The sequence below is a fragment of the Actinomadura sp. NAK00032 genome (assembly GCF_013364275.1).
Taxonomy (GTDB): domain Bacteria; phylum Actinomycetota; class Actinomycetes; order Streptosporangiales; family Streptosporangiaceae; genus Spirillospora.
The window spans coordinates 3,157,195-3,183,749 of the sequence record NZ_CP054932.1; the positions used below are offsets into that span (position 1 = coordinate 3,157,195).

The 26,555-nt window shown below is 74.0% G+C and carries 23 protein-coding genes; 20 read left to right on the forward strand and 3 right to left on the reverse strand.

The genetic code is table 11. The features are described 5' to 3' along the window. The first annotated feature begins 300 nt into the window (after positions 1 to 300). From HUT06_RS14825 to HUT06_RS14835, 3 genes are read left to right on the forward strand one after another with little or no spacing between them, the layout of a single operon-like run. Complete coding sequence (locus tag HUT06_RS14825; protein ID WP_176196265.1) at positions 301 to 2,100, forward strand: DEDD exonuclease domain-containing protein; 1,800 nt, start codon at positions 301 to 303, stop codon at positions 2,098 to 2,100. Between the two features lie 4 nt (positions 2,101 to 2,104). Next, positions 2,105 to 2,854, forward strand: a complete 750-nt coding sequence (locus HUT06_RS14830) for a rhomboid family intramembrane serine protease (RefSeq protein WP_176196266.1) — start codon at positions 2,105 to 2,107, stop codon at positions 2,852 to 2,854. Positions 2,855 to 2,902: 48 nt separating this feature from the next. Further along, positions 2,903 to 3,190, forward strand: coding sequence for an Lrp/AsnC family transcriptional regulator (locus HUT06_RS14835; RefSeq protein ID WP_176196267.1), 288 nt, complete (start codon positions 2,903 to 2,905; stop codon positions 3,188 to 3,190). Between the two features lie 148 nt (positions 3,191 to 3,338). Here the strand turns inward: HUT06_RS14835 and trpD are convergent, their stop codons facing one another. Then, on the reverse strand, positions 3,339 to 4,385 hold the full coding sequence (gene trpD / locus HUT06_RS14840) for an anthranilate phosphoribosyltransferase (protein ID WP_176196268.1): 1,047 nt from the start codon (positions 4,383 to 4,385) through the stop codon (positions 3,339 to 3,341). A gap of 48 nt (positions 4,386 to 4,433) precedes the next feature. Beyond that, a complete protein-coding gene (locus HUT06_RS14845) occupies positions 4,434 to 4,856 on the reverse strand; it encodes a response regulator transcription factor (RefSeq protein ID WP_176196269.1) in 423 nt (140 codons plus the stop codon). Positions 4,857 to 4,949: 93 nt separating this feature from the next. Between HUT06_RS14845 and HUT06_RS14850 the strand changes: the two genes are divergently transcribed. The 13 genes from HUT06_RS14850 to HUT06_RS14910 all read left to right on the forward strand — a co-directional run bounded on the left by HUT06_RS14850 (position 4,950) and on the right by HUT06_RS14910 (position 21,278). Next, a complete protein-coding gene (locus HUT06_RS14850; RefSeq protein WP_368406969.1) occupies positions 4,950 to 5,606 on the forward strand; it encodes a heme-copper oxidase subunit III in 657 nt (218 codons plus the stop codon). Between the two features lie 36 nt (positions 5,607 to 5,642). Beyond that, on the forward strand, positions 5,643 to 6,554 hold the full coding sequence (locus HUT06_RS14855) for a c-type cytochrome (protein WP_176196270.1): 912 nt from the start codon (positions 5,643 to 5,645) through the stop codon (positions 6,552 to 6,554). After that, positions 6,551 to 7,666 (forward strand): ubiquinol-cytochrome c reductase iron-sulfur subunit, encoded by a 1,116-nt coding sequence (locus HUT06_RS14860; RefSeq protein WP_176196271.1) that lies wholly within the window; start codon positions 6,551 to 6,553, stop codon positions 7,664 to 7,666. The genes HUT06_RS14855 and HUT06_RS14860 overlap by 4 nt, the downstream gene beginning before the upstream one ends. After that, complete coding sequence (locus HUT06_RS14865) at positions 7,663 to 9,291, forward strand: ubiquinol-cytochrome c reductase cytochrome b subunit (RefSeq protein WP_176196272.1); 1,629 nt, start codon at positions 7,663 to 7,665, stop codon at positions 9,289 to 9,291. The genes HUT06_RS14860 and HUT06_RS14865 overlap by 4 nt, the downstream gene beginning before the upstream one ends. A gap of 64 nt (positions 9,292 to 9,355) precedes the next feature. Continuing rightward, a complete protein-coding gene (locus HUT06_RS14870) occupies positions 9,356 to 10,483 on the forward strand; it encodes a glycosyltransferase family 4 protein (protein WP_176196273.1) in 1,128 nt (375 codons plus the stop codon). A gap of 17 nt (positions 10,484 to 10,500) precedes the next feature. Continuing rightward, positions 10,501 to 11,277, forward strand: a complete 777-nt coding sequence (locus HUT06_RS14875; RefSeq protein WP_176196274.1) for a hypothetical protein — start codon at positions 10,501 to 10,503, stop codon at positions 11,275 to 11,277. Positions 11,278 to 11,995: 718 nt separating this feature from the next. After that, the gene (locus HUT06_RS14880) at positions 11,996 to 13,522 is read left to right on the forward strand and encodes a penicillin-binding transpeptidase domain-containing protein (protein ID WP_176196275.1); all 1,527 of its coding nucleotides are present in this window, start codon (positions 11,996 to 11,998) and stop codon (positions 13,520 to 13,522) included. Positions 13,523 to 13,825: 303 nt separating this feature from the next. Beyond that, a complete protein-coding gene (locus tag HUT06_RS14885; RefSeq protein WP_176196276.1) occupies positions 13,826 to 15,901 on the forward strand; it encodes a hypothetical protein in 2,076 nt (691 codons plus the stop codon). 10 nt (positions 15,902 to 15,911) lie between these two features. Further along, entirely contained in the window at positions 15,912 to 16,787 is an 876-nt protein-coding gene (locus HUT06_RS14890; RefSeq protein ID WP_176196277.1) for a hypothetical protein, read from the forward strand. After that, complete coding sequence (locus tag HUT06_RS14895; protein WP_176196278.1) at positions 16,784 to 18,295, forward strand: NADH-quinone oxidoreductase subunit NuoF family protein; 1,512 nt, start codon at positions 16,784 to 16,786, stop codon at positions 18,293 to 18,295. The genes HUT06_RS14890 and HUT06_RS14895 overlap by 4 nt, the downstream gene beginning before the upstream one ends. 143 nt (positions 18,296 to 18,438) lie before the next feature. After that, positions 18,439 to 19,053, forward strand: coding sequence for a DUF4142 domain-containing protein (locus HUT06_RS14900; RefSeq protein WP_176196279.1), 615 nt, complete (start codon positions 18,439 to 18,441; stop codon positions 19,051 to 19,053). Positions 19,054 to 19,090: 37 nt separating this feature from the next. Further along, the gene (locus HUT06_RS14905; RefSeq protein WP_176196280.1) at positions 19,091 to 20,482 is read left to right on the forward strand and encodes a DUF1996 domain-containing protein; all 1,392 of its coding nucleotides are present in this window, start codon (positions 19,091 to 19,093) and stop codon (positions 20,480 to 20,482) included. 136 nt (positions 20,483 to 20,618) lie between these two features. Continuing rightward, the gene (locus HUT06_RS14910) at positions 20,619 to 21,278 is read left to right on the forward strand and encodes an NAD(P)H-binding protein (RefSeq protein ID WP_176196281.1); all 660 of its coding nucleotides are present in this window, start codon (positions 20,619 to 20,621) and stop codon (positions 21,276 to 21,278) included. A 17-nt stretch (positions 21,279 to 21,295) separates the two neighbouring features. Here the strand turns inward: HUT06_RS14910 and HUT06_RS14915 are convergent, their stop codons facing one another. Next, positions 21,296 to 23,098, reverse strand: a complete 1,803-nt coding sequence (locus HUT06_RS14915; RefSeq protein WP_176196282.1) for a long-chain fatty acid--CoA ligase — start codon at positions 23,096 to 23,098, stop codon at positions 21,296 to 21,298. A gap of 196 nt (positions 23,099 to 23,294) precedes the next feature. Between HUT06_RS14915 and HUT06_RS14920 the strand changes: the two genes are divergently transcribed. From HUT06_RS14920 to HUT06_RS14935, 4 genes are all read left to right on the forward strand, one after another. Then, positions 23,295 to 23,990, forward strand: a complete 696-nt coding sequence (locus tag HUT06_RS14920) for a copper homeostasis protein CutC (RefSeq protein WP_176196283.1) — start codon at positions 23,295 to 23,297, stop codon at positions 23,988 to 23,990. 44 nt (positions 23,991 to 24,034) lie between these two features. After that, positions 24,035 to 24,802 carry a metallophosphoesterase gene (locus tag HUT06_RS14925; RefSeq protein WP_176196284.1) on the forward strand — a complete coding sequence of 256 codons (768 nt, stop codon included), beginning with the start codon at positions 24,035 to 24,037 and terminating at the stop codon, positions 24,800 to 24,802. Between the two features lie 64 nt (positions 24,803 to 24,866). Beyond that, the gene (locus tag HUT06_RS14930; RefSeq protein ID WP_176196285.1) at positions 24,867 to 25,301 is read left to right on the forward strand and encodes an SRPBCC family protein; all 435 of its coding nucleotides are present in this window, start codon (positions 24,867 to 24,869) and stop codon (positions 25,299 to 25,301) included. Positions 25,302 to 25,569: 268 nt separating this feature from the next. Further along, positions 25,570 to 26,553: an ROK family glucokinase gene (locus HUT06_RS14935; protein WP_176196286.1), complete on the forward strand. Its 984-nt coding sequence runs from the start codon at positions 25,570 to 25,572 to the stop codon at positions 26,551 to 26,553. Positions 26,554 to 26,555 lie beyond the last annotated feature (2 nt).

Here is a 26,555-nt window from a genome sequence, read left to right on the forward strand (position 1 = left end):
TGCCGGACCGGTTCGGGGAGGGGCCTGCCCAGCTTCTCGTCGGACTCCGCGCAGCCGGGGGTCGCTTCGGGGCCGCTGTCGATGATCCCGCTCCTTCCGGGCTACGCCGCCGGTGGGCTCTGTGTTCCCTGCCGCCCCGCGTCCTAACCGGCGACCGACCAGGCCGGACGCGCGATCGGACGGGGCGCGCCGGGCTCCCCCGAGCCGTCCCCCGCGGCCCCCCGCCCGGCGGGACGTGCCGGCGCCCTCCAACCCTAGCGGCCCCGGCTTCTGTCGGTGGCGTCCTCTACGGTCGCGCACATGACGGCTGCGCACGGTGTTGAGGGAGTGCAGGGGACGCTGGAGGACCTCGGCACGCCGCTCGCCGAGGTCACCTTCGTGGTGGTCGACCTGGAGACGACGGGCGGCTCGGCCGCCGACTCGGCCATCACCGAGATCGGCGCGGTGAAGGTGCGCGGCGGCGAGGAGCTCGGCGACTTCGGCACGCTGGTCGACCCCGGCGGGCCCGTCCCGCCGTTCATCACCGCGCTGACCGGCATCACCACCGCGATGGTGACGGCCGCGCCGCGCATCGAGTCGGTGCTGCCCGCGTTCCTGGAGTTCGCGCGCGGCTGCGTGCTCGTCGCGCACAACGCCCCATTCGACATCGGCTTCCTGAAGACCGCCGCCGCCGCGAACGGCTACGCCTGGCCCGCCTTCCCCGTCGTCGACACCGTCGACCTCGCGCGCCGCGTCCTGTCCAAGGACGAGGTGCCCAACTGCAAGCTCGGCACGCTGGCCCGCTTCTTCCGGACGTCCAACGAGCCGACGCACCGCGCCCTCGCCGACGCCCGCGCCACCACCGAGGTCCTGCACGGCCTCATCGAGCGGCTCGGCTCGTTCGGCGTCACGTCCCTGGAGGAGATGCGCGGCTTCGCCAAGGCGCCCACCCCCGAGCAGCGCCGCAAGCGCCACCTCGCCGACGACGTGCCGAGCACCCCCGGCGTCTACCTGTTCGAGGACCACGCGGGCGAGGTGCTCTACGTCGGCAAGAGCGGCGACCTGCGCTCCCGGGTACGCAGCTACTTCACCGGCTCGGAGACGCGCTGGCGCGTCCGCGAGATGGTCGGCCTCGCCGAGAACGTCCGCACGATCGTGTGCGCCACCGGCCTGGAGGCCGAGGTCCGCGAGCTGCGGCTGATCGCCGAGCACAAGCCGCGCTACAACCGCCGCTCGAAGTTCCCCGAGCGGGCGATCTGGCTGAAGCTGACCGTGGAGCCCTTCCCGCGGCTGTCGATCGTCCGCGAGTGCCGCGCCGACGGCGCCCGCTACCTCGGGCCGATCTCGTCGCGGCGGCAGGCCGAGGAGGCCCGCGCCGCCCTGCACGAGGCCGTCCCGCTGCGCCAGTGCACCCAGCGGCTGACGCTCCGGCTGATCGAGCGCGGCAAGACCCGCGCGTGCGCGCTCGCCGAGATCGGCCGCTGCGGCGCGCCCTGCGACGGCCGCGAGTCCGCCGACGCCTACGCCGTCCACGCCGGGACGGCCCGCGCCGTCATGGAGGGCGACGTGCGCCCCGTCGTGGCCGCCGCCCAGGTGCGCATCGACCGGCTCGCCTCCGAGCTGCGCTACGAGGAGGCCGCCGCGCAGCGCGACCGGCTCGCCGCGTTCGTCCGCGCCGCCGCGCGCGGCCAGCGGCTCGCCGCCCTGGCCCGGCTGCCGCAGCTCGTGGCGGCCAGGCCCGCCTTCGACGGCGGCTGGGAGCTGTCGGTGGTGCGCTACGGCCGGCTCGCCGCCGCCGGGACCGTTCCGGCGCGCGCCCACCCCCGCCCGTACGTGGACGCGCTGATCGCCACCGCCGAGACGGTGTTCCCGCCCTCCGGGGAGGCGCCCGGCGGCGTCCCGCTCGGCGCGCCCCCCTCGGCGGGCGCCACCGCCGAGGAGATGGAGTGCGTGCTGCGCTGGCTCGACCTGCCCGGCGTCCGGCTCGTCGAGGTCGACGGTCCGTGGACGTGCCCCGTGCACGGCGCCGAGGGCCTGCGCGAATGGATCGACAAGGCCTACGAGCGGCCCTACGAGCGGCCCGAGACGTCCCGCTCGCGCCCCGGCCGCCCACTAAGGTGACCCTGTGGCACTGCCCCTCTACGACAGCCAGCCGGCGCGCCGCGTCCCGTGGGTGACGTACCTGCTCGTCGCGGCGAACGTCGTGGTCTTCCTGCTCACGCCGATGTCGAACTTCGCGACCTGGTACGGCGAGGACCGCGTCCGCGAATGCCGGGCGGCCCACTTCACCTACGAGTACGGCGCGGTGCCCAAGGAGCTGACCACCGGCGACCAGCAGCCCCTGCCGACCGACATCGTCCACGAATGCGGCCCCGCCTCCTTCGGCAAGGCGCCCTGGACCTCCGCGTTCACCTCGATGTTCCTGCACTCCGGAGCCCTGCACCTGCTGGGCAACCTGGTGGCGCTGTTCGTCGTCGGCATGGGCGTCGAAGACCGCCTGGGCCGCTGGCGCTACCTCCTGAGCTACCTGGCGTTCGGCCTGGTCGCCGTCTACGGCTTCGCGTGGACGTCCCCCGGCTCCACCGTCCCGCTCATCGGCGCGTCCGGCGCCATCGCCGGGGTGATGGGCGCCTACGTGATCCTCAACCCGCGGGGCCGCATCGTCAGCTGGGTACCGCCCGTCATCGTGGTCCGGCTGCCCGTCTGGGTGGTGCTCGGGTACTGGTTCGTCCTGCAATGGCTGTCGCTGGGCGACGAGAAGAGCAACGTCGCCTACACCGCGCACATCTACGGCTTCGTGGCCGGCGTGGCGTTCGCCCTCCTGGCCCGCCGGGCCGGCCCCGCCCGCCGCCCGGCCGCGCTGAGCCGCGGCTGACCCGCGCCCGATAGGGTCGGAGAGTCCGTGTCTGAGGGGGAGGGTGCAGTGGTCACTGCGATCGTGTTCGTCAAGGCCGACGTCGCGCGCATCCACGAGGTGGCCGAGACGATCGCCGCGCTCGACGGCGTCAGCGAGGTCTACTCCATCACCGGCGACCACGACCTCATGGCGATGGTCCGCGTGCGCCGCCACGAGGAACTCAACGACGTGATCCCCGGCCGCATCAACAAGGTCCCCGGCATCGTCGACACCGAGACCCACATAGCGTTCCGGACCTACTCCCAGCACGACCTAGAGCAGGCATTCGCCTTGGGCCTGCCCAACGCTGATTAATTGTGGGGGGCGACCCCCCACGCCCCCCGCGGTCGGGGGTTGGCCCGGTGGGGGCTCCGCCCCCACGCCCCCGGTGGGGGCTTCGCTCCCTACCCCCCCCCGAAAAGCAGGGGCAGAGCCCCCGGCGCCTGAGGCTTGTGGGGGCCAGCTAGCGAAGAGAACCCGATACTTCTATCCAGCGTGCCAGCAGGTCGTTGGCCTTGCCTGAGTCGATGGCTTCGGCTGCGCGGGTGTAGCCCGTTTGCAGGGCCTTGGTGAGGTCTGCGGCGGGCGGGGTGCCCTCGTAGGCGGTGATCAGGGCGGCGGCGTTCAGGAGCACTATGTCGCGGACCGCGCCCTTGGCGCCGGCGAAGGTGTCGCGGGCCACGCGGGCGTTGAACTCGGCGTCGGCGCCGCGCAGGTCGTCGGGGTGGGCGGGGGCGATGCCCAGGTCGGCGGGGTCGAAGGTGGTCTCGGTGGCGGTGCCGTCACGGACGACCCAGACGGTGGAGGTGCCGGTGGTGGTGAGCTCGTCGAGGCCGTCGTTGCCGCGGAACACCAGGGACGAGCAGCCGCGGGCGGCGAAGACGCCGGCGATGACGCCCGCCATCCGCGGGTGGAACACCCCGACGGCCTGCGCGGACGGGCGCGCCGGGTTCGTCAGCGGGCCGAGGAAGTTGAACACGGTCGGCGTGCCGAGTTCGCTGCGGGTGCGGGACGCGTGCCGCAGCGCCGGGTGGTAGAGCGGCGCGAAGCAGAAGGTGATGCCGGTCTCCTCGGCGACCCGCGCGGTGGCGTCCGGCGGCAGGTCGATGGCGACGCCGAGGTGCTCCAGCAGGTCGGCGGCGCCGCAGGAGGACGACGCGGCGCGGTTGCCGTGCTTGACGACGCGGACGCCGGCCGCGGCGGCCACGACGCCGGCCATCGTGGAGATGTTGACGGTGTGGGCCCGGTCGCCGCCGGTGCCGACGAGGTCGGCGATGTGCCCGGGGACCTCGATGCGGGTGGCGTTGTCCATCATGCCGTCGGCGAGGCCGGTGACCTCCTCGACGGTCTCGCCCTTGGCGCGCAGCGCGACGGCGAAGCCCGCGATCTGCACGTCGCTGGCCTCCCCGGCCATGATGCTGTTCATGGCCCAGGAGGTCTCCTCGCTGGACAGCGACTCGCCCGACAGGAGGGCGTTGAGCAGTGCGGGCCAGTTCGTGCGGGCGTCCATGTCCCCTACCGGGTGTCGTGCGGCCGCCCTCGGCGGACGGGCGCGGGGCTACAGGGCGGGCAGGCGGTTCTCCAGGCGCTGCCGCATCAGCCCGGCGAGGGCGTTCGCCAGCGCCATCGGGTCGATCGGCAGGCTCGCGACGGCGTCGGCGCGCGACCAGGTGGCGAGCCAGCCGTCGTCGCGGCGGGCGATGAGGGCGAGGAACGGCGGGCAGTCGTAGACCTCGTCCTTGGCCTGCCGGCAGACGCCGAGGCCGCCGGCGGGCTGCGTCTCGCCGTCGACGATCGCGACGTCGATGTCGCCCACGTCCAGCCGCTCCACCACGGCGGGCTGGGTGGCGACCTCGACGAACTCGACCTTGGGCAGGTCGGCGGCGGGCCGGCGCCCGACGGCCAGCCGGATCTGGGCGCGGGTGTTCGCGTCGTCGCTGTAGACGAGGACCTTCATCGGGCTCTCCGGGGTGGTGCTCATGCACGTGAGGGTACCGGGTCGGGGGCTCCGGCAACACGCGCGGGGAACCCTAGGAGGGGGGTCATGCGTCACTCACTGGATGGGGGCGCAATAATGCTGCCCGTGACAGCATCCGCGATAGAGACAACACCTCACGCACGGGCGAACCGTCCCAATCTGGTCAGCGTGGGGACGATCGTTTGGCTGTCGTCCGAGCTGATGTTCTTCGCGGCGCTGTTCGCGATGTTCTTCACGATCCGCTCCGTGACGATCGGCCAGTCCGGTGAAGACGCGTGGCCGGGCGCCCCGCTGGACCTGCCCCTGTCGGGGGTGAACACGGCCATCCTGGTGCTGTCCTCGGTGACGTGCCAGATGGGCGTGTTCAAGGCCGAGGCGGGCAAGGTCGGCCGTGACGGCAGCCTGCTCAACCCGGCCCGGTGGGGTCTGCGCGAGTGGTACGTCCTCTCGTTCCTCATGGGCGCCTACTTCGTCGCGGGCCAGGGCTACGAGTACTACAACCTCGTCACGCACGACGGGCTGACCTTCTCGTCCTCGGCCTACGGCTCGGTGTTCTACCTGGCCACCGGCTTCCACGGCCTGCACGTGGTCGGCGGCCTGGTCGCGTTCCTGTTCCTGCTCGGGCGGACCTACGCCGCCAAGCGCTGGACCCACGAGCAGGCGACGAGCGCGATCGTCGTGTCCTACTACTGGCACTTCGTCGACGTGGTGTGGATCGGCCTGTTCTCGGTCGTTTACCTGCTCGACCTCTGACCCCATCCCGACGACATGACCCGAACGGGGATTTCCGTGAAAAGGATCACCGCATGGCGACGGCGCCCGTGGGCGGGCTACGCCGTCGTGCTGGCGGCCCTGGCGGCGATCGGCGTGATCTACGCCGGCTTCTCACCGCAGACCGACCGCGCCGAGGCGCAGAACACCGCGCAGGCCGCGGAGGACTTGAAGCACGGGCAACAGCTGTTCAACAAGAACTGCGCGAGCTGCCACGGGCTCAACGCCGAGGGCACGAAGGACGCCGAGGGCAACTCGATCGCGCCGAGCCTCATCGGGGTGGGCGCCGCATCCGTCGACTTCCAGGTCAGCACGGGCCGCATGCCCGCGATGAACCCTGGCGCGCAGGTGCCGCGCAAGACGCCGGTCCCCGCCTTCAACACCTCGATCAAGACCGACTACGAGGAGCCGGAGAAGCGCGAGGCGGCGGAGAAGCAGAAGGCCCAGGCCGAGAAGAACCTGGCCGACCTGCGGGCCTACATCGCCTCCCTGGGCGGCGGCCCCGAGGTTCCGCCCGCGTCGGCCGTGGACCCGAAGAACGGGGACGTGGCGCTCGGCGGGAAGCTGTTCCGCACCAACTGCGCGCAGTGCCACAGCTTCACCGGCCAGGGCGGCGCGCTGACGGGCGGCAAGTACGCGCCGCCGCTGTCGGGCGACGACGTCACGCCCACCCAGATGTACGAGGCCATGCTGACCGGCCCGCAGGCCATGCCGGTGTTCAACGACACCACGCTGCGGCCCGAGGACAAGCAGGCGATCATCTCCTACCTGGTGCAGACGCGCGAGGAGCCCAACCCGGGCGGCAACGGCCTCGGCCGCATCGGCCCGGTGAGCGAGGGCCTGGTCGCCTGGCTGGTGGGGCTCAGCCTGATGGTGCTGGCGGCCATGTGGATCACCGCTAAGAAGCCGAAGAAGCTGAAGAAGTCATGAGCGACGACAACAAGGAGACCGCGGGCTCGACGGGCCCGCGCGAGGACGGCGGCCGGCGCGAACGCGTGATCGGCACGCCGTCCCCGGCGAGGGAGAAGGCGCTCCTCGCCGAGGACGACATCTCGGCGCCCGCCGGCGTGGGGGAGCAGCTCGACGAGCAGTCGGCCAAGCGTGCCGAGCGCATCGTCGCGGCGTTCTTCCTGCTGGCGTTCGCGGCGAGCGTGGCGTTCATCGCCTACTTCATCGGCTGGAGCGGCCGCGACGGCGGCATGCACGGCCTGCTGGACGCCCGCGAGAACAACTTCTGGCTCGGCGGGACGATGGCGCTGGCCTTCCTGTCGATGGCGGTCGGCGTCACCATCTGGGTGCGCCGGCTGATGACCAGCAAGCCGATCATCCAGGAGCGGCACGAGCTGGCGGCCGACGAGGAGACCCGGGAGGCGTTCAGCCGGGACTTCATGGAGGGCGCGGACGACAGCGGCATCACCAAGCGGCCGCTGCTGCGCCGCACGCTGCTGCTCGCCGCCGCGCCGCTCGGGCTGGCCCCGCTGGTGCTGCTGCGCGACCTCGGCCCGCTGCCGGAGAAGAAGCTGCGGCACACCTTCTGGGGCGAGGCCGTCAAGCAGGCGAAGGCGCAGGGCAAGAAGGGCGTCCGCCTGGTGGTGGACGGCACCAACAAGCCGCTCAAGGTCAGCGACTTCGCCTCGCCCGGCTCGATGATCACCGTGCTGCCGGAGGGCATGGAGGAGCACCTGCCCGAGGACGAGGTGCTCACCCAGGTCGCGAAGGCCGTCACGATCCTGATCAACGTCCCGGCGGGCGACTTCAAGCCCGCCAAGGGCCGGGAGAACTGGCACGTCAACGGGATCGTCGCGTACTCCAAGGTCTGCACGCACGTCGGCTGCCCGGCGGCCCTGTACGAGCAGACGACGCACCACATCCTGTGCCCGTGCCACCAGTCCACGTTCGACGCCACCGACGCCGCCAAGGTCGTGTTCGGCCCGGCGGCCCGGCCGCTCCCGCAGCTGCCGCTGGCGGTCGAGGACGGTTACATCGTCGCCACGAGCGACTACCACGAACCCGTCGGCCCGAGCTTCTGGGAGCGCGGATGAGCGAGGCGACAGCACCCAAGGCGGTCGAGGCCCCGCTGACGTTCATCGACGACCGCCTCGGGTCCACCACCTTCTTCAAGCGCAATATGAAGAAGGTCTTTCCGGACCACTGGTCCTTCATGCTGGGCGAGATCGCCCTGTACTCCTTCATCATCCTGCTGCTGACCGGGACGTTCCTGACGCTCTGGTTCAAGCCGAGCATGGTGGAGGTCGTGTACGAGGGCTCCTACAAGCCCTTGAACGGCGTGAAGATGTCCGAGGCGTACGCCTCGACGCTGCACATCAGCTTCGACGTCCGCGGCGGCCTGCTCATGCGGCAGATCCACCACTGGGCGGCGCTGCTGTTCATGGCGTCGATCCTGGCGCACATGCTCCGGGTCTTCTTCACCGGCGCCTACCGCAAGCCGCGCGAGCTGAACTGGCTCATCGGCATCGGCATGTTCACGCTGGGCATGCTGGAGGGCCTCGCGGGCTACTCGCTCCCCGACGACCTGCTGTCCGGCACCGGCCTGCGCATCACGCAGGGCGTGGCCGAGGGCATCCCGATCGTCGGCACCTACCTGTACATGTTCCTGTTCGGCGGGGAGTTCCCCGGCCAGGACATCGTGCCGCGCCTGTACATGGTGCACATCCTGCTGATCCCGGCGCTGCTGCTCGGCATGGTCACCGCGCACATGATGATCATGTGGGTGCAGAAGCACACCGCGATGCCGGTCAAGAACCAGTCCGAGAAGCAGGTCTACGGCTACCCGTTCTACCCGGTCTTCATGGCCAAGACGGGCGCCTACTTCCTGTTCACCTTCGGCGTCCTGGCGCTGCTGGGGGCCTTCGCGCAGATCAACCCGATCTGGCTGTTCGGGCCGTACGACCCCGGCGCCATCTCCTCGGGCTCCCAGCCCGACTGGTACATGGGCGTCCTGGAGGGCTCGCTGCGCATCATGCCGGGCTGGGAGATCAACGCCTGGGGCCACACGCTCAGCCTGAGCGTGCTGATCCCGGCGGCCCTGCCGCTCGGCATCGTGTTCGGCGGCGCCGCGGCCTGGCCGTGGATCGAGGCGTGGGTGACCGGCGACAAGCGGCACCACCACGTCAACACCCGGCCGCGCAACGCCCCGGTCCGCACCGCGACGGGCGTCGCCGCGGTCACGTTCTACGGGCTGCTGTGGCTGGCCGGCGCGAACGACGTCCTCGCGGACAAGTTCCACCTGTCGCTGTTCGCCACGACCTGGTTCTTCCGGGTGACGTTCTTCGTCGGGCCGGTCATCGCGTTCATCATCACGAAGCGGATCTGCCTCGGCCTGCAGCGCAAGGACGCCGACATCGTCGGCCACGGCGTGGAGAGCGGCGTCATCCTGATGTCGCCGGACGGCAAGTTCTCCGAGCGGCACGAGCCGGCGCGCGACGAGGAGAAGCACGTCCTGCTGTCGAAGGAGAACGCGCGGCCGGAGCCGCCGGACCGGGACGCCGCCGGCATCCCGGCGCCCGGCGCGAAGGGCCCGATCGGCCACCTGCGGTCGCGGCTCAACCGGGCGTGGACCTTCGACGACGTCCCCGTCGAGGAGCACGAGCACGGCGAGCACGAGGAGATCGAGGGCGGCCGCGCGTCGCAGGAGATCAACCACTGACCGCACGCTCAGGGGCCCGCCACCGCAGCCGCGGTGGCGGGCCTGTCCGTATTCTGGCCAGGCGATGACCAAGACCCTGTTCGTCACCAACGACTTCCCGCCGCGGCCCGGCGGCATCCAGGCGTTCGTGCACGGCCTCGCCGCCCGCCGCCCGGCCGGCTCCGTGGTCGTGTACGCCCCGGCGTGGAAGGGCGCCGCGGAGTTCGACGCGCGGCAGCCGTTCCCGGTCGTCCGGCATCCCGGGTCGCTGATGCTGCCGGAGCCGGGCGTGCTGCGCCGCGCCGCGGAGGTACTGCGCGCGGAGGGCTGCGACTCGGTCGTGTTCGGCGCGGCGGCGCCGCTCGGCCTGCTGGCCCCGGCGCTGCGGCGGCGCGGCGCCGGCCGCCTCGTCGGCATCACGCACGGCCACGAGGCGGGCTGGGCGGCGCTCCCGGTGGCGCGGCGCCTGCTCCGCCGCATCGGCGACGACCTGGACGTGCTGACCTACCTCGGCGAGTACACCCGCACCCGGCTGGCGCGGGCGCTGGCACCGCCCGCCGCCGCGCGGCTGGCGCGGCTCGCCCCCGGCGTGGACGAGAAGGTCTTCCACCGGAACACGGGCGGCGAGGAGATCCGGGCCCGGCACGGGCTCGCGGACCGCCCGGTGGTGGTGTGCGTGTCGCGGCTGGTGCCGCGCAAGGGGCAGGACGCGCTGATCCACGCCTGGCCGCACGTCCTGCGGCAGCGGCCCGACGCCGCCCTCCTGCTCGTCGGCGGCGGCCCCTACCGGGCCGCTCTGCAGCGCCTCGCGGCGTCCCTCGGCGTCGACCGCAGCGTGGTCTTCACCGGCGGCGTGAGCTGGGAGGAGCTGCCCGCCCACTACGACGCCGGGGACGTCTTCGCGATGCCGTGCCGGACCCGCCGCCGCGGCCTGGACGTGGAGGGGCTCGGCATCGTCTACCTGGAGGCGTCCGCGACCGGCCTGCCCGTCGTCGCCGGCGACTCCGGCGGCGCGCCCGACGCCGTCCTGGACGGCGAGACGGGCCTGGTCGTGCCGGGCCGCTCGGTCGCCGGGATCGCCACCGCGCTCACCGGGCTGCTGGCCGACCCGGCGCGCGCCCGCGCGATGGGGGAGCGGGGCCGCGCCTGGATCGAGCGCGAGTGGCGGTGGGAGGTCCAGGCCGCCCGGCTGGGCGGCCTGCTGGCGCCCTGAGATGGCAGGATGCGGCTATGGACATCGAGGACGCATGGGCCCGCGTTCCGGGGGACGCCGCCCGGTGGCTGCGCGAGCTGGATCCGGGCCACGGCCATTCGGGGTTCGAGCCGCCGCGCCGCCCCGACGCCGCCTGGCTCCTGCACGCGATGTACGTGTGGCGGGAGGGCCTGGTCACCACGACGCACGACGATGTCCACCAGTCGGTGGCGGCGGCGGGGCTGACCGGCCCGTCCGACATGGGCGACCTGCTGGAGGGCGCGATCGTCACCGGCGTCGACCTCGGCCGCACCGGCGACCCCGGCGCGGGGTGGCGGCGGCTGCGGTGGCGGGAGCTGGCGCGCGGCTTCGGTGAGCCGGTCGTCCCGGACGGGGCGCTGCCGGGCAGCCGCTGCCTGCGCCAGGGGCACCCGGCGGGCAGCTGGTCGGCGGCGGTCCGGCCGCCCGCGGAGGGCTGCCTGGACCGGGAGAGCTGGAACCGCCTCATCGGCGTGCTGCTGCGGCACGGCCCGTCCGGCGCGGACACCCGCTGCCTGGCCTACTACTGCCCGCTGGTCACGGGCGACTGGGACGACGACACCGTCCTCGCGGGCCGCCTCGGCGACGCGACCGCCCTCTACGACCATCCCGGGCTGAACAGCTGCCCGTCCGACCTGTGGGCCGAGGACCGCTCCTGGGTCGTCTACTGCGACTGGGACCTGTGGGGCACGAAGATCGTCGGCCCGACGTCCCTCATCGAGGCCGTCCTGACGGACGACTCCCTGGAGGCCGTCCGCCTGCCCTGGACCAGTTGATTGCTTCGCCCTCGGCGTCAGGCGCTGGCGCGCCTTCCTTCCACGGGCAAAGCGGCGATCGCTGCATCGCTCCGGCTCGCCTGGCGGCTCCCTGCGCGATCAGGTTCTCGCTTCGCTCGAACCTGGCTTCGCACGCGATCGCAACGCTGAGGTCGCCGCCTGCTCAGGTTACGGACGTCCGTCTTGCGGCCGGCGTACGGCTTGGTCGGGCCGTGCCCTGCGCCCGGAGGCCGTTCCGTGCGGACCTGCCCCTGCCGAGGGGATGTGGGTGTGATCCGGTCGCGGCCGGCCCGGCGCCCTCGTGGAGGACCTGGAGGTGGGGTGCGCCGTGGTGGGCCGGCCCGGTGGACCGGGTCCGCGGGGACGGGAGCGCGGGGCACGACCCGCGGCGTCCGGCACCGCGGGGATCGCGCCCCCGGCGGTGCCCGGCCGCGGACTGCGGAGGCCGGGCGGCCCCCGGGCCGATCCCTTGTCGCGGTGATCGATGCAATGGGGCCACCTCCTTGCCGCCGTTCCGTCCGCGGTCGCTGACGTTTCCGAAGCTAGGGGAGTTCCGGCGGTGCGGGAGTGCCGTTAAAGCGCGTTTAAGGGGCGGATGAGTCGTCGCTAAGCCGCCTTCCAGTTTCGGCCACAAAAACGGCTCTACTTCGCATGTACGGAGCATTCGGACACTGGGATGATCAGGCGTTCGGACGGCCGGGCCGGCGGAGGAGGGGTCATGCGGTCTCGCGGTGTCGTGGTGCTGGCCGCGGTGTTATCGGTCGTGCTGGTGGCGGGGCTCACGGCGGGGTGGATACTGCGGCGCGGGCGGGACGACACGCCCGAGGAGGTCGCGGCCGGCTTCTTCACCGCCTGGGGCGAGGGGGACCTGGACGGCATGCGGGAGCTGGTCGCCGACCCGCCGGCCGACTTCGCCTCGCAGTACCGGGCGCTGTCGCGCGGGCTCCTGGTCACGGCGATCGCGGTGGAGCCGCGCCCCGTCGTCCGGTCCGGGAAGGATGCGGCGCAGGCCGCGTTCACCGTCACCCGGTCGCTGTCCGGGCACGGGGACTGGTCGTTCCAGGCGGTGCTCCGGCTGGGCCGCGTGGACGGGCGGTGGCGGGTCCTGTGGACGCCCGCGACGCTGTATCCCGGGCTGAAGGGCAAGGGGGCGTGGACGATCGGGCAGGTCCGCGTCCCGGCGGTGACGCTCGTGGCGCGGGACGGGAAGGCGCTGCCGCGCGACGGGCTGCTCGCGCCCTACCTCGACGGGATCACCGCGGGCCTCGACGCGGACGAGGAGGAGGTCGGGTACGCGATCGTGCTGCGGGACGGCGAGGCGCCGCCGCGCCGGGTGAAGCTGTTCGACGTACCGAAGGGCCGGAAGGTCCGCACGACGCTGGACCGGCGGCTGCAGGCGGCGGCGGAGAAGGCGGTCGCGTCCGCATCCGGCCAGGCCGCGATCGTGGCCGTCCGGCCCGGCACGGGCGAGGTCCTCGCGGTCGCGGACGCCCTCGGCGGCCTCGGCGCGTTCGTCGGCCGCTACCCGCCCGGTTCGACGTTCAAGGTCGTCACGGCGGGCGGGCTGGTCGCGGACGGGGCGGGCGCCGGGACCGGCGCCGACTGCCCGGCCTCGGTGGTCACCGCGCAGCGCACCATCCACAACGACGAGGACCACGCGCTCGGCCGGACGACGCTGCGCGGCGCGTTCGCCGCGTCCTGCAACACGACGTTCGCGCGGCTGGCGGTGGAGCGGCTCGGCGCGGCGAAGCTGGCCGCGAGCGCGCGCCGCTTCGGGTTCGGCGCCCCCCTCAACCCGGGCGTCGACGCGGCGGCGGGGAGCTTCCCCGATCCGCGCAGCGGCGCGGAGCTGGCCGAAGCCGCGATCGGGCAGGGGCGCGTCCAGGCGAGCCCGCTGCTGATGGCGACGGTCGCCGCCGCGGCGGCGGACGGCACCTGGCGACCGCCCCGGCTGCTGCCGGCGAAGCTGATGCGGGAGAGCGGGGGACGGGCCCCGGCACCGCGCCCCGTGCCCGGCGCGGCGGCCCTGCGCACGATGATGCGGGCCGTCGTCACCGAGGGCACCGCGGCGGGGGCCGGCCTGCCCGGCGGGACGGCGGGCAAGACCGGCACCGCGGAGTTCGCCGGCGGGACGCACGCCTGGTTCATCGGGTACCGGGACGACGTCGCGTTCGCGGTGTTCGTCCAGGGCGGTGGGTCCGGGCCGCGAGTGGCGGCGCCCCTGGCCGCGAAGTTCCTGCGATAGCGGCCAGAAGAAATGAACCCCATGCGCCGTTCCTGCGTACTCGTCCGGAGAGTGGAACGGCCGCGGGATAAGGCCGGGACGGTTTCTTGGCACCAATTGCCGTCAGAACGGCTCCTAGGGCGTATGCTCCCGGAGTGATCGGGCGGGTTCGCCGAGAATTCGTCCGGGGAACGCGGTGGGAGCGAGCGGGCTCCGACACCGCGGTCCCGTGATGTCTCAGCGGAACCGCCGCCGGGCCTGCGGCCCGGCGGTGCGGAGCCACCGGCGTTCGCCGAGCCCTCCGTCTCCTCCACAGGAGAGGGCATGGCGCGACGCGATAACGGGCATGCGTCCCGGGGCGACACGCATGTTTCATCGTGGGCGGAGACGCCCGCGCGCCCCTCATCGAGACCGGCGGCCGGGCAGGCGCGCTGGTCCGAGGAGCCCCAGTGGCCCGAGGGGTCCTGGTGGTCGGAGCAGCCGGACTGGTTCGAGCGCGGGCGCAAGGCGGCCCGCGGCGAGCCCGGCCGGCGCGAGGCGAAGCGGCGCGAGGGCAGGTCCCGTGCGCGGCGCGAGGCGCAGGAGCGGCCCGAGCCGCCCGCCAAGCGGCGCGAGCCGCCCGCCAAGCGGCGCGACGGGCGCACCGACCCGTTCGCCGTGCGCAACAAGGGCTCCGGCCGCGCCGACCCCTTCGAGGCCCGCAACCGGCGCACCGCCCGCCCGTCCGACTCCCGCGCCACCCGGACCGACGTCCCCACGGTGCCCCCCGGGCGCCCGGCCGCACCACCATCGAGCCCCACCCCGCGCGACGCCCGGGCGCCGCAACCCCGACGCGGCGCCCGCACACCTGGCCCCGAACGCACCCCCCGCCCACCACAGCCTGCACGGGATGCGCGCACACCCCGATCCGACGCGCGTGACGCGCGCACGGCACGCTTCGACGCGCGCGATGCGCGGACACCGCAGTCGGAGGCGCGAGATGCGCGCACGGCGCGGTTCGATGCGCGGGACGCGCGGGCGGCACGGACGGCGCGGTTCGATGCTCGGGGTGAGGGGGTTGGGCGGGGGCGGCGTGCGGAGCGGGGGCGGGTGGAGCGGCGGGGGGCGCGGTCCGGGCCGAAGGCGCGGCCGCGGCGCGGCCGGCGGCCCGGTGACCGGCTGGGGATCGGCGCGATCGTGCTGTCCACCGCCGTCGGGCTGTCGCTGCTCGGCATCCTGGAGCGGGCGCTCCTCGACGGGGGCCCGCTCGGCGGCACGTCGGGGCCGGTCGGCTCGCAGCGCGCGATCCAGCCGCCGAAGCCGGGCACGGACGCGCCCGCGCGGCCGGGGCAGCCGTCCCGGCGGCCCGCCGAGGGCGGCGGCACCGGCCCGGCGGCGGACGGCCCCAGCCTGCGAGTGCTGGCCGCGCAGGTCCGGAAGCTGACCCTGGCCGAGCGCGGCGCCGCCGCGCGGCAGGCCTACGGCGCGGCGCCGGCGCAGCAGCCGATCGTCGGCGCCACCCGCACGAGCGCCGACCGGACCTGGGTGTTCGGCACGACCGCGATCCCCGTCCCCGAGTCCAGCGCCGCCAACCCGGAGGTCGCGTTCTACGCGGCGCACTGGACCGGGAAGCGGTGGCAGGTCGGGCTGTCCGGCGGGGCGGCGTTCGCGACGCTGCTCGCCGGCATGCCCGCGGCCGTCATGCCGGCGGCGGAGGGCCGGCTGCTGCGCGAGTACGGCACGGTCACCGCCGAGGGGGCCGCGGCGCTCGTCAACGGCACCCGGGCCGGCGACCGGCTGATGCTGCCGTGGAAGATCGGCCAGGTCTGGGCGATGACGACCTCGGACGGCTCCGCCCGCCCGCTGGCCTCGCTCGCGTTCTCCGGCGGCGACGGCCGCGTCGTCGCGTCCGCCAAGGGCAGGCTCTACCGGTTCTGCGGCAACGCGTCCGGCAACGCGATGGTGATGCTGATCCACCCGAGCGGCCTCGCGACCACCTACTACCGGCTGCGGAACGTGACCCGGCTGCGCGACGGCGGTGTCGTCGCGCAGGGCGGCGCGCTCGGCGGCACCGGCACCGAACGGCCCTGCGGCGGGGCGGCGGCACCGCGGGCCGAGGTCGGGTTCGGGCTGCGCGGCGGCACCGGGACCGTGCCGCTGGACGGCGCCGAGATCGGCGGCTGGACGTTCCGGGAGCGGGCCAAGCCGCTGCTCGGGTTCGCCGAGCGCGGCGCCCTGCAAGTGCTCCCCGGGGGCCTGATGGCCAACCTCGGCCCCGTCCCGGCGGCGGCGGAGGAGGAGCCCGTGCCGCCGTCGCCGTCTCCGAGCCCTTCGCCGGAGGACGGCGCAGGAACGGCCGCCGCCCCGGCGGCGGCCGCAACCGAGAACAGGAGTCCGAACGGTGCGAACTCGCAGCAGTGATGATCCCGCGGTGCCCACCTGGGTGCTGCGCGTCGTGCTCGCCGGCGCGGTGCTGGTGCTCGTCGGCGCGGCGACCCCGCCGGGAGCGGTCGCGGTCGCGAACGTGCAGTACTTCCTCAACTTCTACGCCGGGGTGTTCGCGCTCGTCGCCTACACCACCGCCGTGATGTGCGGGCTCCTCGCCACCGAGCGGCTGATCCTGAAGATCCGGCACCGCGTGCTCGCGCAGGCGGTGCACCGGGCGGCGGCCGTGGTGGCGACCGCGATGCTCGTCGCGCACGTCTCGGTGAAGGTGATGAACGGGCTGGCGCTGCCGGCGCAGGTCGTCGTCCCGGACGGCGGCGCCGTCGGCCTCGGCACGATCGCCGCCGAGCTGATGGTGCTCGTCATGGCCACCGGGATGGTGCGGGCCCGGTTCGCGGTCCGCGGCAAGAGCTGGATGTGGCGGTCGGCGCACGTGCTCGCCTACATCGCCTGGCCGATGGCGATCGTGCACGGCCTCATCACCGGCCGGTCCGCGGCGAACTGGGTGGTGCTCAGCTACGTGATGAGCGTCGTGCTGGTCGTGCTGGCGCTGGTCACCCGCATGATCGTGGTGATCAAGCCGCGGGAGCTGCCGCGCGCGGGCGCCGAGATCGACCCGTTCGCGGTGCCGGACGGCGCCGGGCGCGCCCGCTACCGGCGCGCGATGGCGGCCCGCGAGCACGAGGAGGGCCGCGCCGCGGCGGCGGGCCGCGACTTCGGCGAGCGGGAGTTCGGCGAGCGGGAGTTCGGCGAGCGCGACTTCGGCGAGCGGGACGGCTACGACGATCCGCGCCGGACCACCCGCGACCCGCGCGGCGTGCCGCTCACCGGGCCCGGCCGCGACACCGAGGTGCTGCGATGACGTCGACGGTCACGGTCTCGGGCATCGGCGGGCCGCGCCTGACGCTCGGGTTCGACCGGTTCGACCGGCTGGACATCGACCGGCACCTGGCGGTGCACGGCAAGCTCCGCGCGCCCGGACTGGACGACCTGATCCGCATGGCCGAGCAGGTCGACCTGCGGGGGCGCGGCGGGGCCGGGTTCCCGTTCGCGCGCAAGCTGATGGCGGTCGCGGCGCGGATCAGGCACCCCACCGCCGACCAGACCGCGCTGCTGCCCGGCGAGCGCGCCGACGAGCGCGGCTCCAGCGAGAACGTGGTCGTGGTCGTGAACGGCGCCGAGGGCGAGCCCGGCAGCGCCAAGGACAAGGTGCTGCTCGGCCGGGCCCCGCACCTCGTCCTGGACGGCGCCCAGATCGCCGCCTCCGCGCTCGGCACGCAGCGGATCATCGTGGCCGTCGAGGACGACGAGGCCGCCCGCTCCGTGCGCGCCGCGATCAGCGAGCGGCGGATGCCGGCCCGGGTCGTCCGGCTGACCGAGCGGTTCATCTCCGGGGAGAGCGGCGCGGTGGTCCGCGCGATCAACGGGGAGGCGCCGATCCCGCCGGGCGTCAAGGTCCGCGCGTCCGACTCCGGGGTGGACGGCTTCCCGACGCTGCTGTCCAACACCGAGACGTTCGCGCAGCTCGCGGTGCTGGTCTCGCTCGGCTCCGACCTGTACGCCTCGGCCGGGACGGACGAGGAGCCCGGCACCACGCTGCTCACGATCGGCGGGACGCAGGTGGTGGAGGCGCCGCTCGGCACGCCGCTGCAGGCCGTCCTCGACCACTGCCAGGTGCCGCCGTCCCCGGGCGTGCTCGTCGGCGGCTACCACGGCATGTGGCTCGGCCCCGGCGGGGTGTCGCGGGCCGTGCTGTCGCGGGCCGGGATGCGGCGCGTCGGCGGGACGGTCGGCGCCGGCATCATCCTCCCGCTCACCCAGGGCACCTGCCCGCTCGGCGAGGTCACCCGCATCGCGTCCTACCTCGCGGCGCAGTCCGCCGGGCAGTGCGGCCCGTGCCGGCTGGGGCTGCCGGACGTCGTCCGGTCGCTGAACGCGCTGACCGAGGGCGCCGGGAGGGTCGAGGACGTGCGCCGCGCCGCCGGGGTCGGCCGGGGCCGTGGCGCCTGCACCCACCCGGACGGGACGGCGAGGTTCGTGCTGTCGGCGATGGAGGCGTTCGGCGCCGACATCGACGCGCACCGCTGGGGCGGCGGCTGCGGCCTGTCCACCTACGGCGTGCTGCCGCTGCCGGTGCCGGACGGCTCCGAGGGCCGGGTGGCGATCGACTGGAGCCGCTGCGACGGGCACGGGCTGTGCGCCTACCTCGTCCCCGAACTGATCCAGCTCGACCGGTACGGCTTTCCCGTGGTGCTCGGCACCGACATCCCAGAATGGCTGGAGAAGGACGTGCAGAAGGCCGTCGCGATGTGCCCGGCATTGGCGCTCCGAGTGGTCGACGGCGTCCCGGGAGCGCCGTCGCGGCGATGAATTCCGGTGGCGCGGAAAAAGTGACATCTGCCGGACACCGTTGAACCTCGCGCCGGTGCGGTGCGTATTCATGGGCGGACCCGCGCCGCGTCCGTCGAGAGATCCCCGAGAGGAGGAAAGGAACCTTGAGGAAATCCTACGGAATGGCTGGAGGACGCAGGCTCCCGCGCCTCGGAAAGGGGCGCCTGCTGCTGGTGCTGGCGGCCGTGGCCGCCGTCGGCGCGGCCTTCGCGGTCGTGCTGAACCCCGTCGGAGTGCCCGCCAGCGGCGCGGCCAACCTGGGCGGCACCGTGCGGACCGAGTGGGGGCCGATGAGCACCCTGGACCGGCAGCTGCTGGTCAAGGTCCGGCAGGCCGGGCTGTGGGAGATACCCGCCGGCCAGCAGGCGCAGCAGCGCGCCCGGGCGCCTCGGGTGCGGCAGGTCGCAGAGATCATCTGGCAGCAGCACGTCCAGCTGGACGCCGACACCCGCGCCACCGCCGAGAAGCTCGGCGTGCTCGTGCCGAACGAGCCGAACGGCAGCCAGAAGAGCTGGCTCCGGGAGATGTCCGGCAAGTTCGGCGGCGATTACGACAAGACCTTCGTACTGCGGCTGCGCGCCGCGCACGGGCAGGTCTTCGCGGTCATCGCCAAAGTGCGCGCGCAGTCGGAGAACTCGGTGATCCGCGCGTTCGCCGAGCGGGCGATGAAATTCGTCAACACGCACATGTCGCTGCTGGAGAGCACCGGCCTGGTGCCCCGGCGGGCCCTGCACTGAACTGAACATCCCACCCCCGCAGAGGGAGACCTTTTCCATGGGACGAAAGAAGAAAGCGTTCGCCGTGCTGGTCCCGGCGCTCGCCCTCATCGCGACCGCGTGCCAGGAGACCCCCGGCGCCGCGGCCGGGCCGTACAGCCCGCAGACGACCAAGGCGGCCAATCCCGCCGCCTATCCCGGCCGGCCGGCCGAGGGCAACGGCGTCCCCAACCTCCAGGGCGGCGGAGCCAGGCCCACCAGCGGCACCCAGCAGAACGGCGCCCAGCCCACGGCCCAGCCGACCGCCCAGCCTCCCGGCGACCCCACGGCCGAGCCGACCGGCGACCCCGCCGACCCGCCCATGGGCGACCCCACCGATCAGCCCTCCGGCCAGCCCACGGCCGAACCCACGGACCAGCCCTCCGGCCAGCCGAGCGGTGAGCCGACCGACGACATGGGCGGCCAGATGGGCGACGGCGGCCAGATGGACGACGGCCAGAACGGCGACCAGGGCGACGGCGGCGACCAGGGCCAGCAGCCCCCGCCCAACCCGGAGCTGCGCGCCGACCAGTTCGTCGACATCCGCAAGGCGCCCCGCGTCCGGCAGCCGCGCCGCACCCGGCAGGCGTCCACCGGCGTGTTCTCGTCCAACTGCGGCGTGAACGAGGGGCAGGCGCACAGCAACCCCGACAACGTCCTCGCCGCGCCCGGCGTCGTCAACGGCGCGCACCACATCCACGACTACGTCGGCAACCTCGACACCAACGCGTTCTCCACCGACGAGACGTTCGCCGCCGCCGGGACGACCTGCACCAACGGCGACAAGTCGGCCTACTTCTGGCCGGTGGTCCGGCTGCGCGACGGCAAGGACACCTCCGACCGGGCCGAGCAGAGCACGGCGGACGGCAACGTCGGCAGCATCGTCACCCCCTCCAGCGTGAAGCTGCAGTTCCTCGGCAACCCGCGCGCCAAGGTGACGGCGGCGCCGCAGTTCATCCGCATCGCCACCGGCGACGCCAAGGCCGTGACCAACGGCCTGAAGAACGCCCACGCGTCGTGGACGTGCAGCGGCTTCGAGAACCGGGCGTTCACCGACAAGTACCCGCTGTGCCCGCAGGGCAGCAAGGTCGAGCGCGTGCTGAACTTCCCCGGCTGCTGGGACGGCCAGAACACCGACAGCGCCAACCACCGCGACCACGTCGCCTTCGCCGACGCGCGGACGGGCGCCTGCCCGCAGGGGTTCAAGGCCATCCCGCAGCTGCGGATGACGCTGGCCTACGACGTGCCCGCCAAGCCCCTCGCCTTCGCGCTGGACAGCTTCCCCGAGTCGGGCCACGACCCGGTCACCGACCACGGCGACTTCATCAACGTGATGGGCGAGCGGCTGATGCAGCAGGCGGTCAACGCCATCAACAAGGGCGCGCGCACCACCGGCAAGCGCCGCCGCTGAGCCGCGCCCCCCGCGCCCCCCGCGTCCGGAACGCCCGGAACGCGGAACGCCGGGGGAGCGCACCGGAACGCGGCCGGTGGGGGCGCACCGGCCGCGTCCGCGCGCGTCCGGGGGCCGGGCGTCCTACGATCGCGGCATGGACATTGTGATCGCGGGCGGGCACGGGCAGATCGCGCTGCGGCTGTCCCGGCTGCTGGCCGCACGGGGGGACACCGTACGCGGCATCATCCGCAACCCGGCGCACGCGGGCGACGTCCGGGACACCGGCGCCGAACCGGTCGTGTGCGACCTGGAGGCCGCCGGCACCGACGAGGTCGCCGGGCTCATCGCCGGCGCGGACGCCGTCGTGTTCGCCGCCGGGGCGGGGCCGGGCAGCGGCACGGCCCGCAAGGACACCGTCGACCGTGCCGCGTCGGTGCTGATGGCGGACGCCGCCGAGCGCGCGGGCGTGCGCGGGTTCGTGCAGATCTCCGCGATGGGCGCGGGCGAGAAGGCCGCCCCGGGGCGCGGCGAGGTGTGGGACGCCTACATCCGGGCCAAGGGCGAGGCCGAGGACGACCTCCGCGACCGCGACGCCCTCGACTGGGTGATCCTGCGCCCCGGCAGGCTCACCGACGACCCCGGCACCGGGCTGGTGCGGCTGGAGGAGCCGCCGATCGGGCACGACGCGGTCACCCGCGACGACGTGGCGGCGGTCGTGGTGGCGCTGCTCGACGCCCCGGGCGTCCGCCGCCGCACGCTCGACCTGCTGAACGGCGGCACCCCGGTCGAGGACGCCGTCGCGTCGCTGTGCTGAGCCGCTGAGCGGCCCCGCTAGGAGGCGTAGAGCGCGTCGATCTCGTCGGCGAAGTCCTTCATCACGACGTTGCGCTTCACCTTCAGGCTCGGCGTCATGTGCCCGGCCTCCTCGGTGAAGTCGACGCCGAGGATGACGTACTTCTTGATCGCCTCGGCGTGGCTGACCGACTTGTTGGCCTCGGCGACCGCGCCCTCGATCTCGGCGATGAGGTCGGGGTCGCGGCGCAGGTCGTCGATCGCCATCCCCGCGGGCTTGCCGAGCCGCTCCTGCCACGGCCCGAGCGCCTCCTCGTCCAGCGTGATGAGGGCGCTGATGAACTTGCGGCCGTCGCCGACGACGAGGCACTGGCTGATCAGCGGGTGCGCGCGGAGCCGGTCCTCCAGCGGGGCGGGCGCGACGTTCTTGCCCGCCGCCGTGACGAGGATCTCCTTCTTGCGGCCGGTGATCCGCAGGAAGCCGTCCCCGTCGAGGGAGCCGAGGTCGCCGGTGTGGAACCAGCCGTCCTCCAGGGCCTCCTTGGTGGCGGCCTCGTTGTTCCAGTAGCCGCGCAGCACGTTGATGCCGCGCACGAGGACCTCGCCGTCCTCGGCGATGCGGACGTCCACGCCCGGGATCGGCCGGCCCACCGTGCCGATCTTGATGGCGGTCGGCCGGTTCACGCTGGCGGGCGCCGTCGTCTCGGTGAGGCCGTAGCCCTCCAGGATCGTGATGCCGACGCCGCGGAAGAAGTGCCCGAGGCGCTCGCCCAGCGCCGCCCCGCCCGACACCGCGTACTGCACCCGGCCGCCGACGGCGGCGCGCAGCTTCCCGTACACCAGCACGTCGAACAGCTTGTGCTTCGCCTTGAGGGCGAGCCCGGGGCGGCCCGCGTCCAGCGCCCGGCTGTAGGCGATCGCGGTCTCGGCGGCGGCCTTGAAGACCTTGCCCTTGCCGTCCGCCGCGGCCTTCTGCTCGGCGCCGTTGTAGACCTTCTCGAACACGCGCGGGACGGCGAGCAGGAACGTCGGCCGGAACGAGGCGAGGTCGGGCAGCAGGCTCGGGACGTCGCTGTGCCCGAGGACGATGCCGCCCTCGATCGTCGCGACCTGGATCAGCCGCGCGAACACGTGCGCGAGCGGCAGGAACAGCAGCGTGGAGCTGCCCTCGACGGCGACCTCGGAGATCGCGCCCTGCACCGCGTTCCGCGCGGTCGACACGAGGTTGCCGTGGGTGAGCTCGCAGCCCTTGGGACGCCCGGTGGTGCCGGAGGTGTAGACGAGCGTGGCGACGTCGGCGGCGGTGCGGGACCGGCGGCGCTCCTCGATCACGTCGTCGCCGACGTCCGCGCCGAGCCGGACGACCTCGTCGACGCCGCCCGCGTCGATCGTCCACACGTGCGCGAGGCCGGGCAGCCGGTCCCTGACCTCGGCGACGCGCCCGGCGTGCTCGGCGGTCTCGGCGAACACGGCCTTCGCGCCGGAGTCGCCGACGATCCACTCGATCTGCTCGGCGGACGACGTCTCGTAGATGGGCACCGACACGGCGCCGGCCGTCCAGACGGCGTAGTCGAGGACGGTCCACTCGTAGCGGGTCCGCGACAGCAGGCACACCCGGTCGCCGGGCTCGACGCCCGCGGCCGCGAGGCCCTTGGCGGCCGCGGCGGCCTCGGCCGCGAACTCGGCCGCGGTGACGGCGCTCCAGGCGTCCCCCGCTCCCGATCCGCTCTTGCGGCGCGCCACGATCGTGCCGGGCTGCTCGGCGGCACGGGTGAAGGGCGCGTCGGTCAGATTGGCGGAGTCGGGAACCTCCACCATCGCGGGGACGCTGAACTCGCGCACGGCCCACTCCTGTACGTCGGTGTTCCAGGTCGGCGGGAAGTCTCCGGAGGCTTCTCCGCACCCGAATGATACCCATGAGTAGGAATTTCGCCGGTTCAACGGCACGGCAAAGAACGCACCGTCGCCCGCGGCGCCCGCGGCCGCGTCGCCTACGCTGGTCCCCGGTCGTACGACGCAGGCGGTTCGGGGGAGGGCCATGTCGCTGCTGGAAGTGATCGCGCTCACCGTGGACGACGCGCGCGCGGCGGAGGAGGGCGGCGCCGACCGGCTCGAGGTCGTCGCCGACATGGCCGCCGACGGGCTCACCCCCGATCCGGACCTCGTCGCCGCGATGCGGGCCGCCACGGCGCTGCCGATGCGGGTGATGCTGCGGGCGAACGCCGGGTTCCGCACGACCGGCGCCGAGCTGGACCGGCTGCGGCGGGCCACCGCCGACCTCGCCGCCGCGGGCGCGGACGGCTTCGTGCTCGGCTTCCTCGACTCCGCCGGCCTGGTCGACGCCGCCGCGACCGGCAAGCTCGCCGCCGTCGCCGCCCCGCTGCCCTGGACGTTCCACCGCGCGCTCGACCACGCCGCCGACCCCGCCCAGGCGTGGCGGGCCGTCCGCCATCTCGGCGGCGGCCTCGACACCGTCCTGACGGCGGGCTCGCCGCGCGGCGTGGACGCCGGGGTGGACGTGCTGGTCCGGCGCGCCGCCGAGGACCCGGACGCCGCCGGGATGATCATGGCGGGGGGCGGGCTGCGCCGCAAGCACGTCGCGGTGCTCGCCGCCGCCGGCGTCACGGCGTTCCACGTCGGCACCGCCGTCCGCCCGGACGGCGCCTGGGACCTGCCCGTCGACCCGGCCCTCGTGCGGGAGTGGCGCTCGCTGGTGTCCGCCGCGACCGGCTGACCCCGCCCGACCTGCCGGGTGGTCTGTCCTATTAGAGTCGGTTCATGAGGATCCACGTGGTGAGCGACGTCCACGGCCGCGCGGACGCCCTGGCGAGCGCGGCGGACGGCGCCGACGCCCTCCTGTGCCTGGGCGACCTGATCCTGTTCATCGACTACCAGGACCACGCGCAGGGGATCTTCGCTGACCTGTTCGGCCGGGAGAACGCCGACCGCTTCATCGCGCTGCGCACCGAGAAGCGCTTCGACGACGCCCGCGCCTTCTCCCGGGGCCTGTGGGCGTCGCTGGAGGGCGACGCGTGGCCGCACATCGAGCGCGCCGTCGACCGGCAGTACGCGCAGCTGTTCGCCGCGATGCCCGCCCCCGCCTACCTGACGTACGGCAACGTCGACGTCCCCCGCATGTGGGCCGCGCACCTGCGCGACGGCCACCACGTCCTGGACGGCGAGACCACCGAGATCGGCGGGCTGCGGTTCGGGTTCGTCGGCGGCGGCCTGCGCACCGAGTACCGCACCCCCTACGAGCTGGACGAGGAGACCTTCGCCGCCAAGGTCGCGGCGCTCGGCGAGGTCGACGTGCTGTGCTCGCACATCCCGCCCGCCGTCCCCGAACTGCTCTACGACACGGTGGCGCGCCGGTTCGAGCGGGGCAGCGAGGCGATCCTGGAGCTGATCCGCCGCACGCAGCCGAGGTACGCGCTGTTCGGGCACGTCCACCAGCCGCTCGCGCGCCGGATCCGCGTCGGCCGCACCGAATGCCTGAACGTCGGGCACTTCCGGGCACGCGGCGTTCCGTACGTCCTGACGGTGTGACGGATACCGTCGTCACGACGGCGGGCCCCGGCGCGGGCCCGCGGACGGCAGGAGGGAGACGGAAATGGCCGACCGCACGCGTTCCTCCATCACGGTCAAGGCCGGCAAGGCCGAGATCATGGCGGTGATCGCCGACCTGGAGGCGTACCCGCGGTGGGCGAGCGGGATCCGCGAGTTCACCGTGCAGGAGACCGGCGAGGACGGCCGCGCGCTGCGCGGCCGGCTGACCTTCGACGGCGGCCCGTTCAGCGACACCGTCGGGCTCGCCTACACCTGGGAGGGCGACGACCGGGTCAGCTGGGAGCTGGTCGAGCCCGGCACGGTCGTCACCGGCCTGCACGGCACCTACGCCCTCGCCGAGGAGGGCGGCGCCACCGAGGTGGTCTACGAGCTCGCCGTGGACGTCCGCATCCCGATGATCGGCATGGTGAAGCGCAAGGGCGAGAAGCGGATCATCGACTCCGCCCTCAAGGGCCTCAAGCGCCGCGTCGAGAGCTGACCCGGGCGCGCCGCCCCGCGCGGCGGGGCGGGGCGCCGGCGGCGGCGATACCGCGCGCGCCCGCGGCGGGGGATGATGGAGGCGACGGCGGGGCATGGGACCGTGCCAATGCGCGGTACCCGGGCCCCCGGAGGCGTCGATTCGCCCGCGGGCGGGTACGTCCGACCGGTCGGGAGTACCCGGCCCGGCGGAGCCCTGCCCGGCCCCGCCGGCACCGGGTACGCGGCAGTGGCTCCAGCCGGGGCGCGCGAGGAGGAGGAACCGTTACATGGCCCTGACCATCGGCGTGGATGTGGGCGGCACCAAGGTGGCCGCGGGGGTCGTCGACGACCGGGGGACGATCCTGGAGAAGGTCCGCCGGCCGACTCCCTCGACGAACCCCAAGGAGACCGCCGAGACCATCGCCGAGGTCGTCGACCTGCTGAAGGGCAAGTACGACGAGGTGTCGGCGGTCGGGCTCGGCACGGCGGGCTTCGTCGACGAGGCCCGCGCCACCGTGCTGTTCGCGCCGAACCTCGCCTGGCGGGACGAGCCGATCAAGGAGAAGGTCGAGAGCCTGGTCGGCCTGCCCGTCGTTGTGGAGAACGACGGCAACGCGACCGCGTGGGGCGAGGCCCGGTTCGGCGCCGGGCGCGGTGAGGACATCCTCGTGCTCGTGGCGCTCGGCACCGGCATCGGCGGCGGCATCATCGTCAACGGCGAGCTGTACCGGGGCCGGTTCGGCATCGGCGCCGAGATGGGGCACTTCCGGGTCGTCCCGGACGGGCGCCGCTGCGGCTGCGGCAACCGCGGCTGCTGGGAGCAGTACGCCAGCGGCAACGCGCTCGTGCACGAGGCCCGCGACCTGGCCCGGGTGGCGCCCGCGATGGCGGGGCGGCTGCTGGAGCTCGGCGGCGGGCGGCCGGAGGGCATCAGCGGCCCCGAGGTGTCGCAGGCGGCCCGCGAGGGCGACAAGGCCGCGCTGGAGTGCTTCCGCACCATCGCGCACTGGGCGGGCCAGGGCCTCGCCGACCTGTCCGCCATCCTGGACCCGGGCGCGTTCATCATCGGCGGCGGCCTGTCGGACGCCGGGGACCTCCTCCTCGACCCGATCCGCGCCGCGTTCGAGGACGCGCTGACCGGACGCGGCCACCGCCCGCTGCCCGACATCCGGATCGCCGAGCTCGGGTCGGCGGCGGGCATCGTCGGCGCCGCGGACCTCGCCCGCGTCCGGCCCGTGCAGGACGCGGCCGTCCGGGACGCGGCCGTCTAGGC

Excerpts from the sequence above, each read along its gene's own strand:
- HUT06_RS14900 (WP_176196279.1), top strand. The coding sequence starts at position 18,439 with ATGGCTGGAGGACGCAGGCTCCCGCGCCTCGGAAAGGGGCGCCTGCTG.
- HUT06_RS14850 (WP_368406969.1), top strand. The coding sequence starts at position 4,950 with ATGCTGCCCGTGACAGCATCCGCGATAGAGACAACACCTCACGCACGG.
- HUT06_RS14930 (WP_176196285.1), top strand. The coding sequence starts at position 24,867 with ATGGCCGACCGCACGCGTTCCTCCATCACGGTCAAGGCCGGCAAGGCC.
- HUT06_RS14825 (WP_176196265.1), top strand. The coding sequence starts at position 301 with ATGACGGCTGCGCACGGTGTTGAGGGAGTGCAGGGGACGCTGGAGGAC.
- HUT06_RS14895 (WP_176196278.1), top strand. The coding sequence starts at position 16,784 with ATGACGTCGACGGTCACGGTCTCGGGCATCGGCGGGCCGCGCCTGACG.
- HUT06_RS14865 (WP_176196272.1), top strand. The coding sequence starts at position 7,663 with ATGAGCGAGGCGACAGCACCCAAGGCGGTCGAGGCCCCGCTGACGTTC.
- HUT06_RS14925 (WP_176196284.1), top strand. The coding sequence starts at position 24,035 with ATGAGGATCCACGTGGTGAGCGACGTCCACGGCCGCGCGGACGCCCTG.
- HUT06_RS14910 (WP_176196281.1), top strand. The coding sequence starts at position 20,619 with ATGGACATTGTGATCGCGGGCGGGCACGGGCAGATCGCGCTGCGGCTG.
- HUT06_RS14845 (WP_176196269.1), bottom strand. The coding sequence starts at position 4,856 with ATGAGCACCACCCCGGAGAGCCCGATGAAGGTCCTCGTCTACAGCGAC.
- trpD (WP_176196268.1), bottom strand. The coding sequence starts at position 4,385 with ATGGACGCCCGCACGAACTGGCCCGCACTGCTCAACGCCCTCCTGTCG.
- HUT06_RS14860 (WP_176196271.1), top strand. The coding sequence starts at position 6,551 with ATGAGCGACGACAACAAGGAGACCGCGGGCTCGACGGGCCCGCGCGAG.
- HUT06_RS14935 (WP_176196286.1), top strand. The coding sequence starts at position 25,570 with ATGGCCCTGACCATCGGCGTGGATGTGGGCGGCACCAAGGTGGCCGCG.
- HUT06_RS14885 (WP_176196276.1), top strand. The coding sequence starts at position 13,826 with ATGGCGCGACGCGATAACGGGCATGCGTCCCGGGGCGACACGCATGTT.
- HUT06_RS14880 (WP_176196275.1), top strand. The coding sequence starts at position 11,996 with ATGCGGTCTCGCGGTGTCGTGGTGCTGGCCGCGGTGTTATCGGTCGTG.
- HUT06_RS14920 (WP_176196283.1), top strand. The coding sequence starts at position 23,295 with ATGTCGCTGCTGGAAGTGATCGCGCTCACCGTGGACGACGCGCGCGCG.
- HUT06_RS14870 (WP_176196273.1), top strand. The coding sequence starts at position 9,356 with ATGACCAAGACCCTGTTCGTCACCAACGACTTCCCGCCGCGGCCCGGC.
- HUT06_RS14905 (WP_176196280.1), top strand. The coding sequence starts at position 19,091 with ATGGGACGAAAGAAGAAAGCGTTCGCCGTGCTGGTCCCGGCGCTCGCC.
- HUT06_RS14875 (WP_176196274.1), top strand. The coding sequence starts at position 10,501 with ATGGACATCGAGGACGCATGGGCCCGCGTTCCGGGGGACGCCGCCCGG.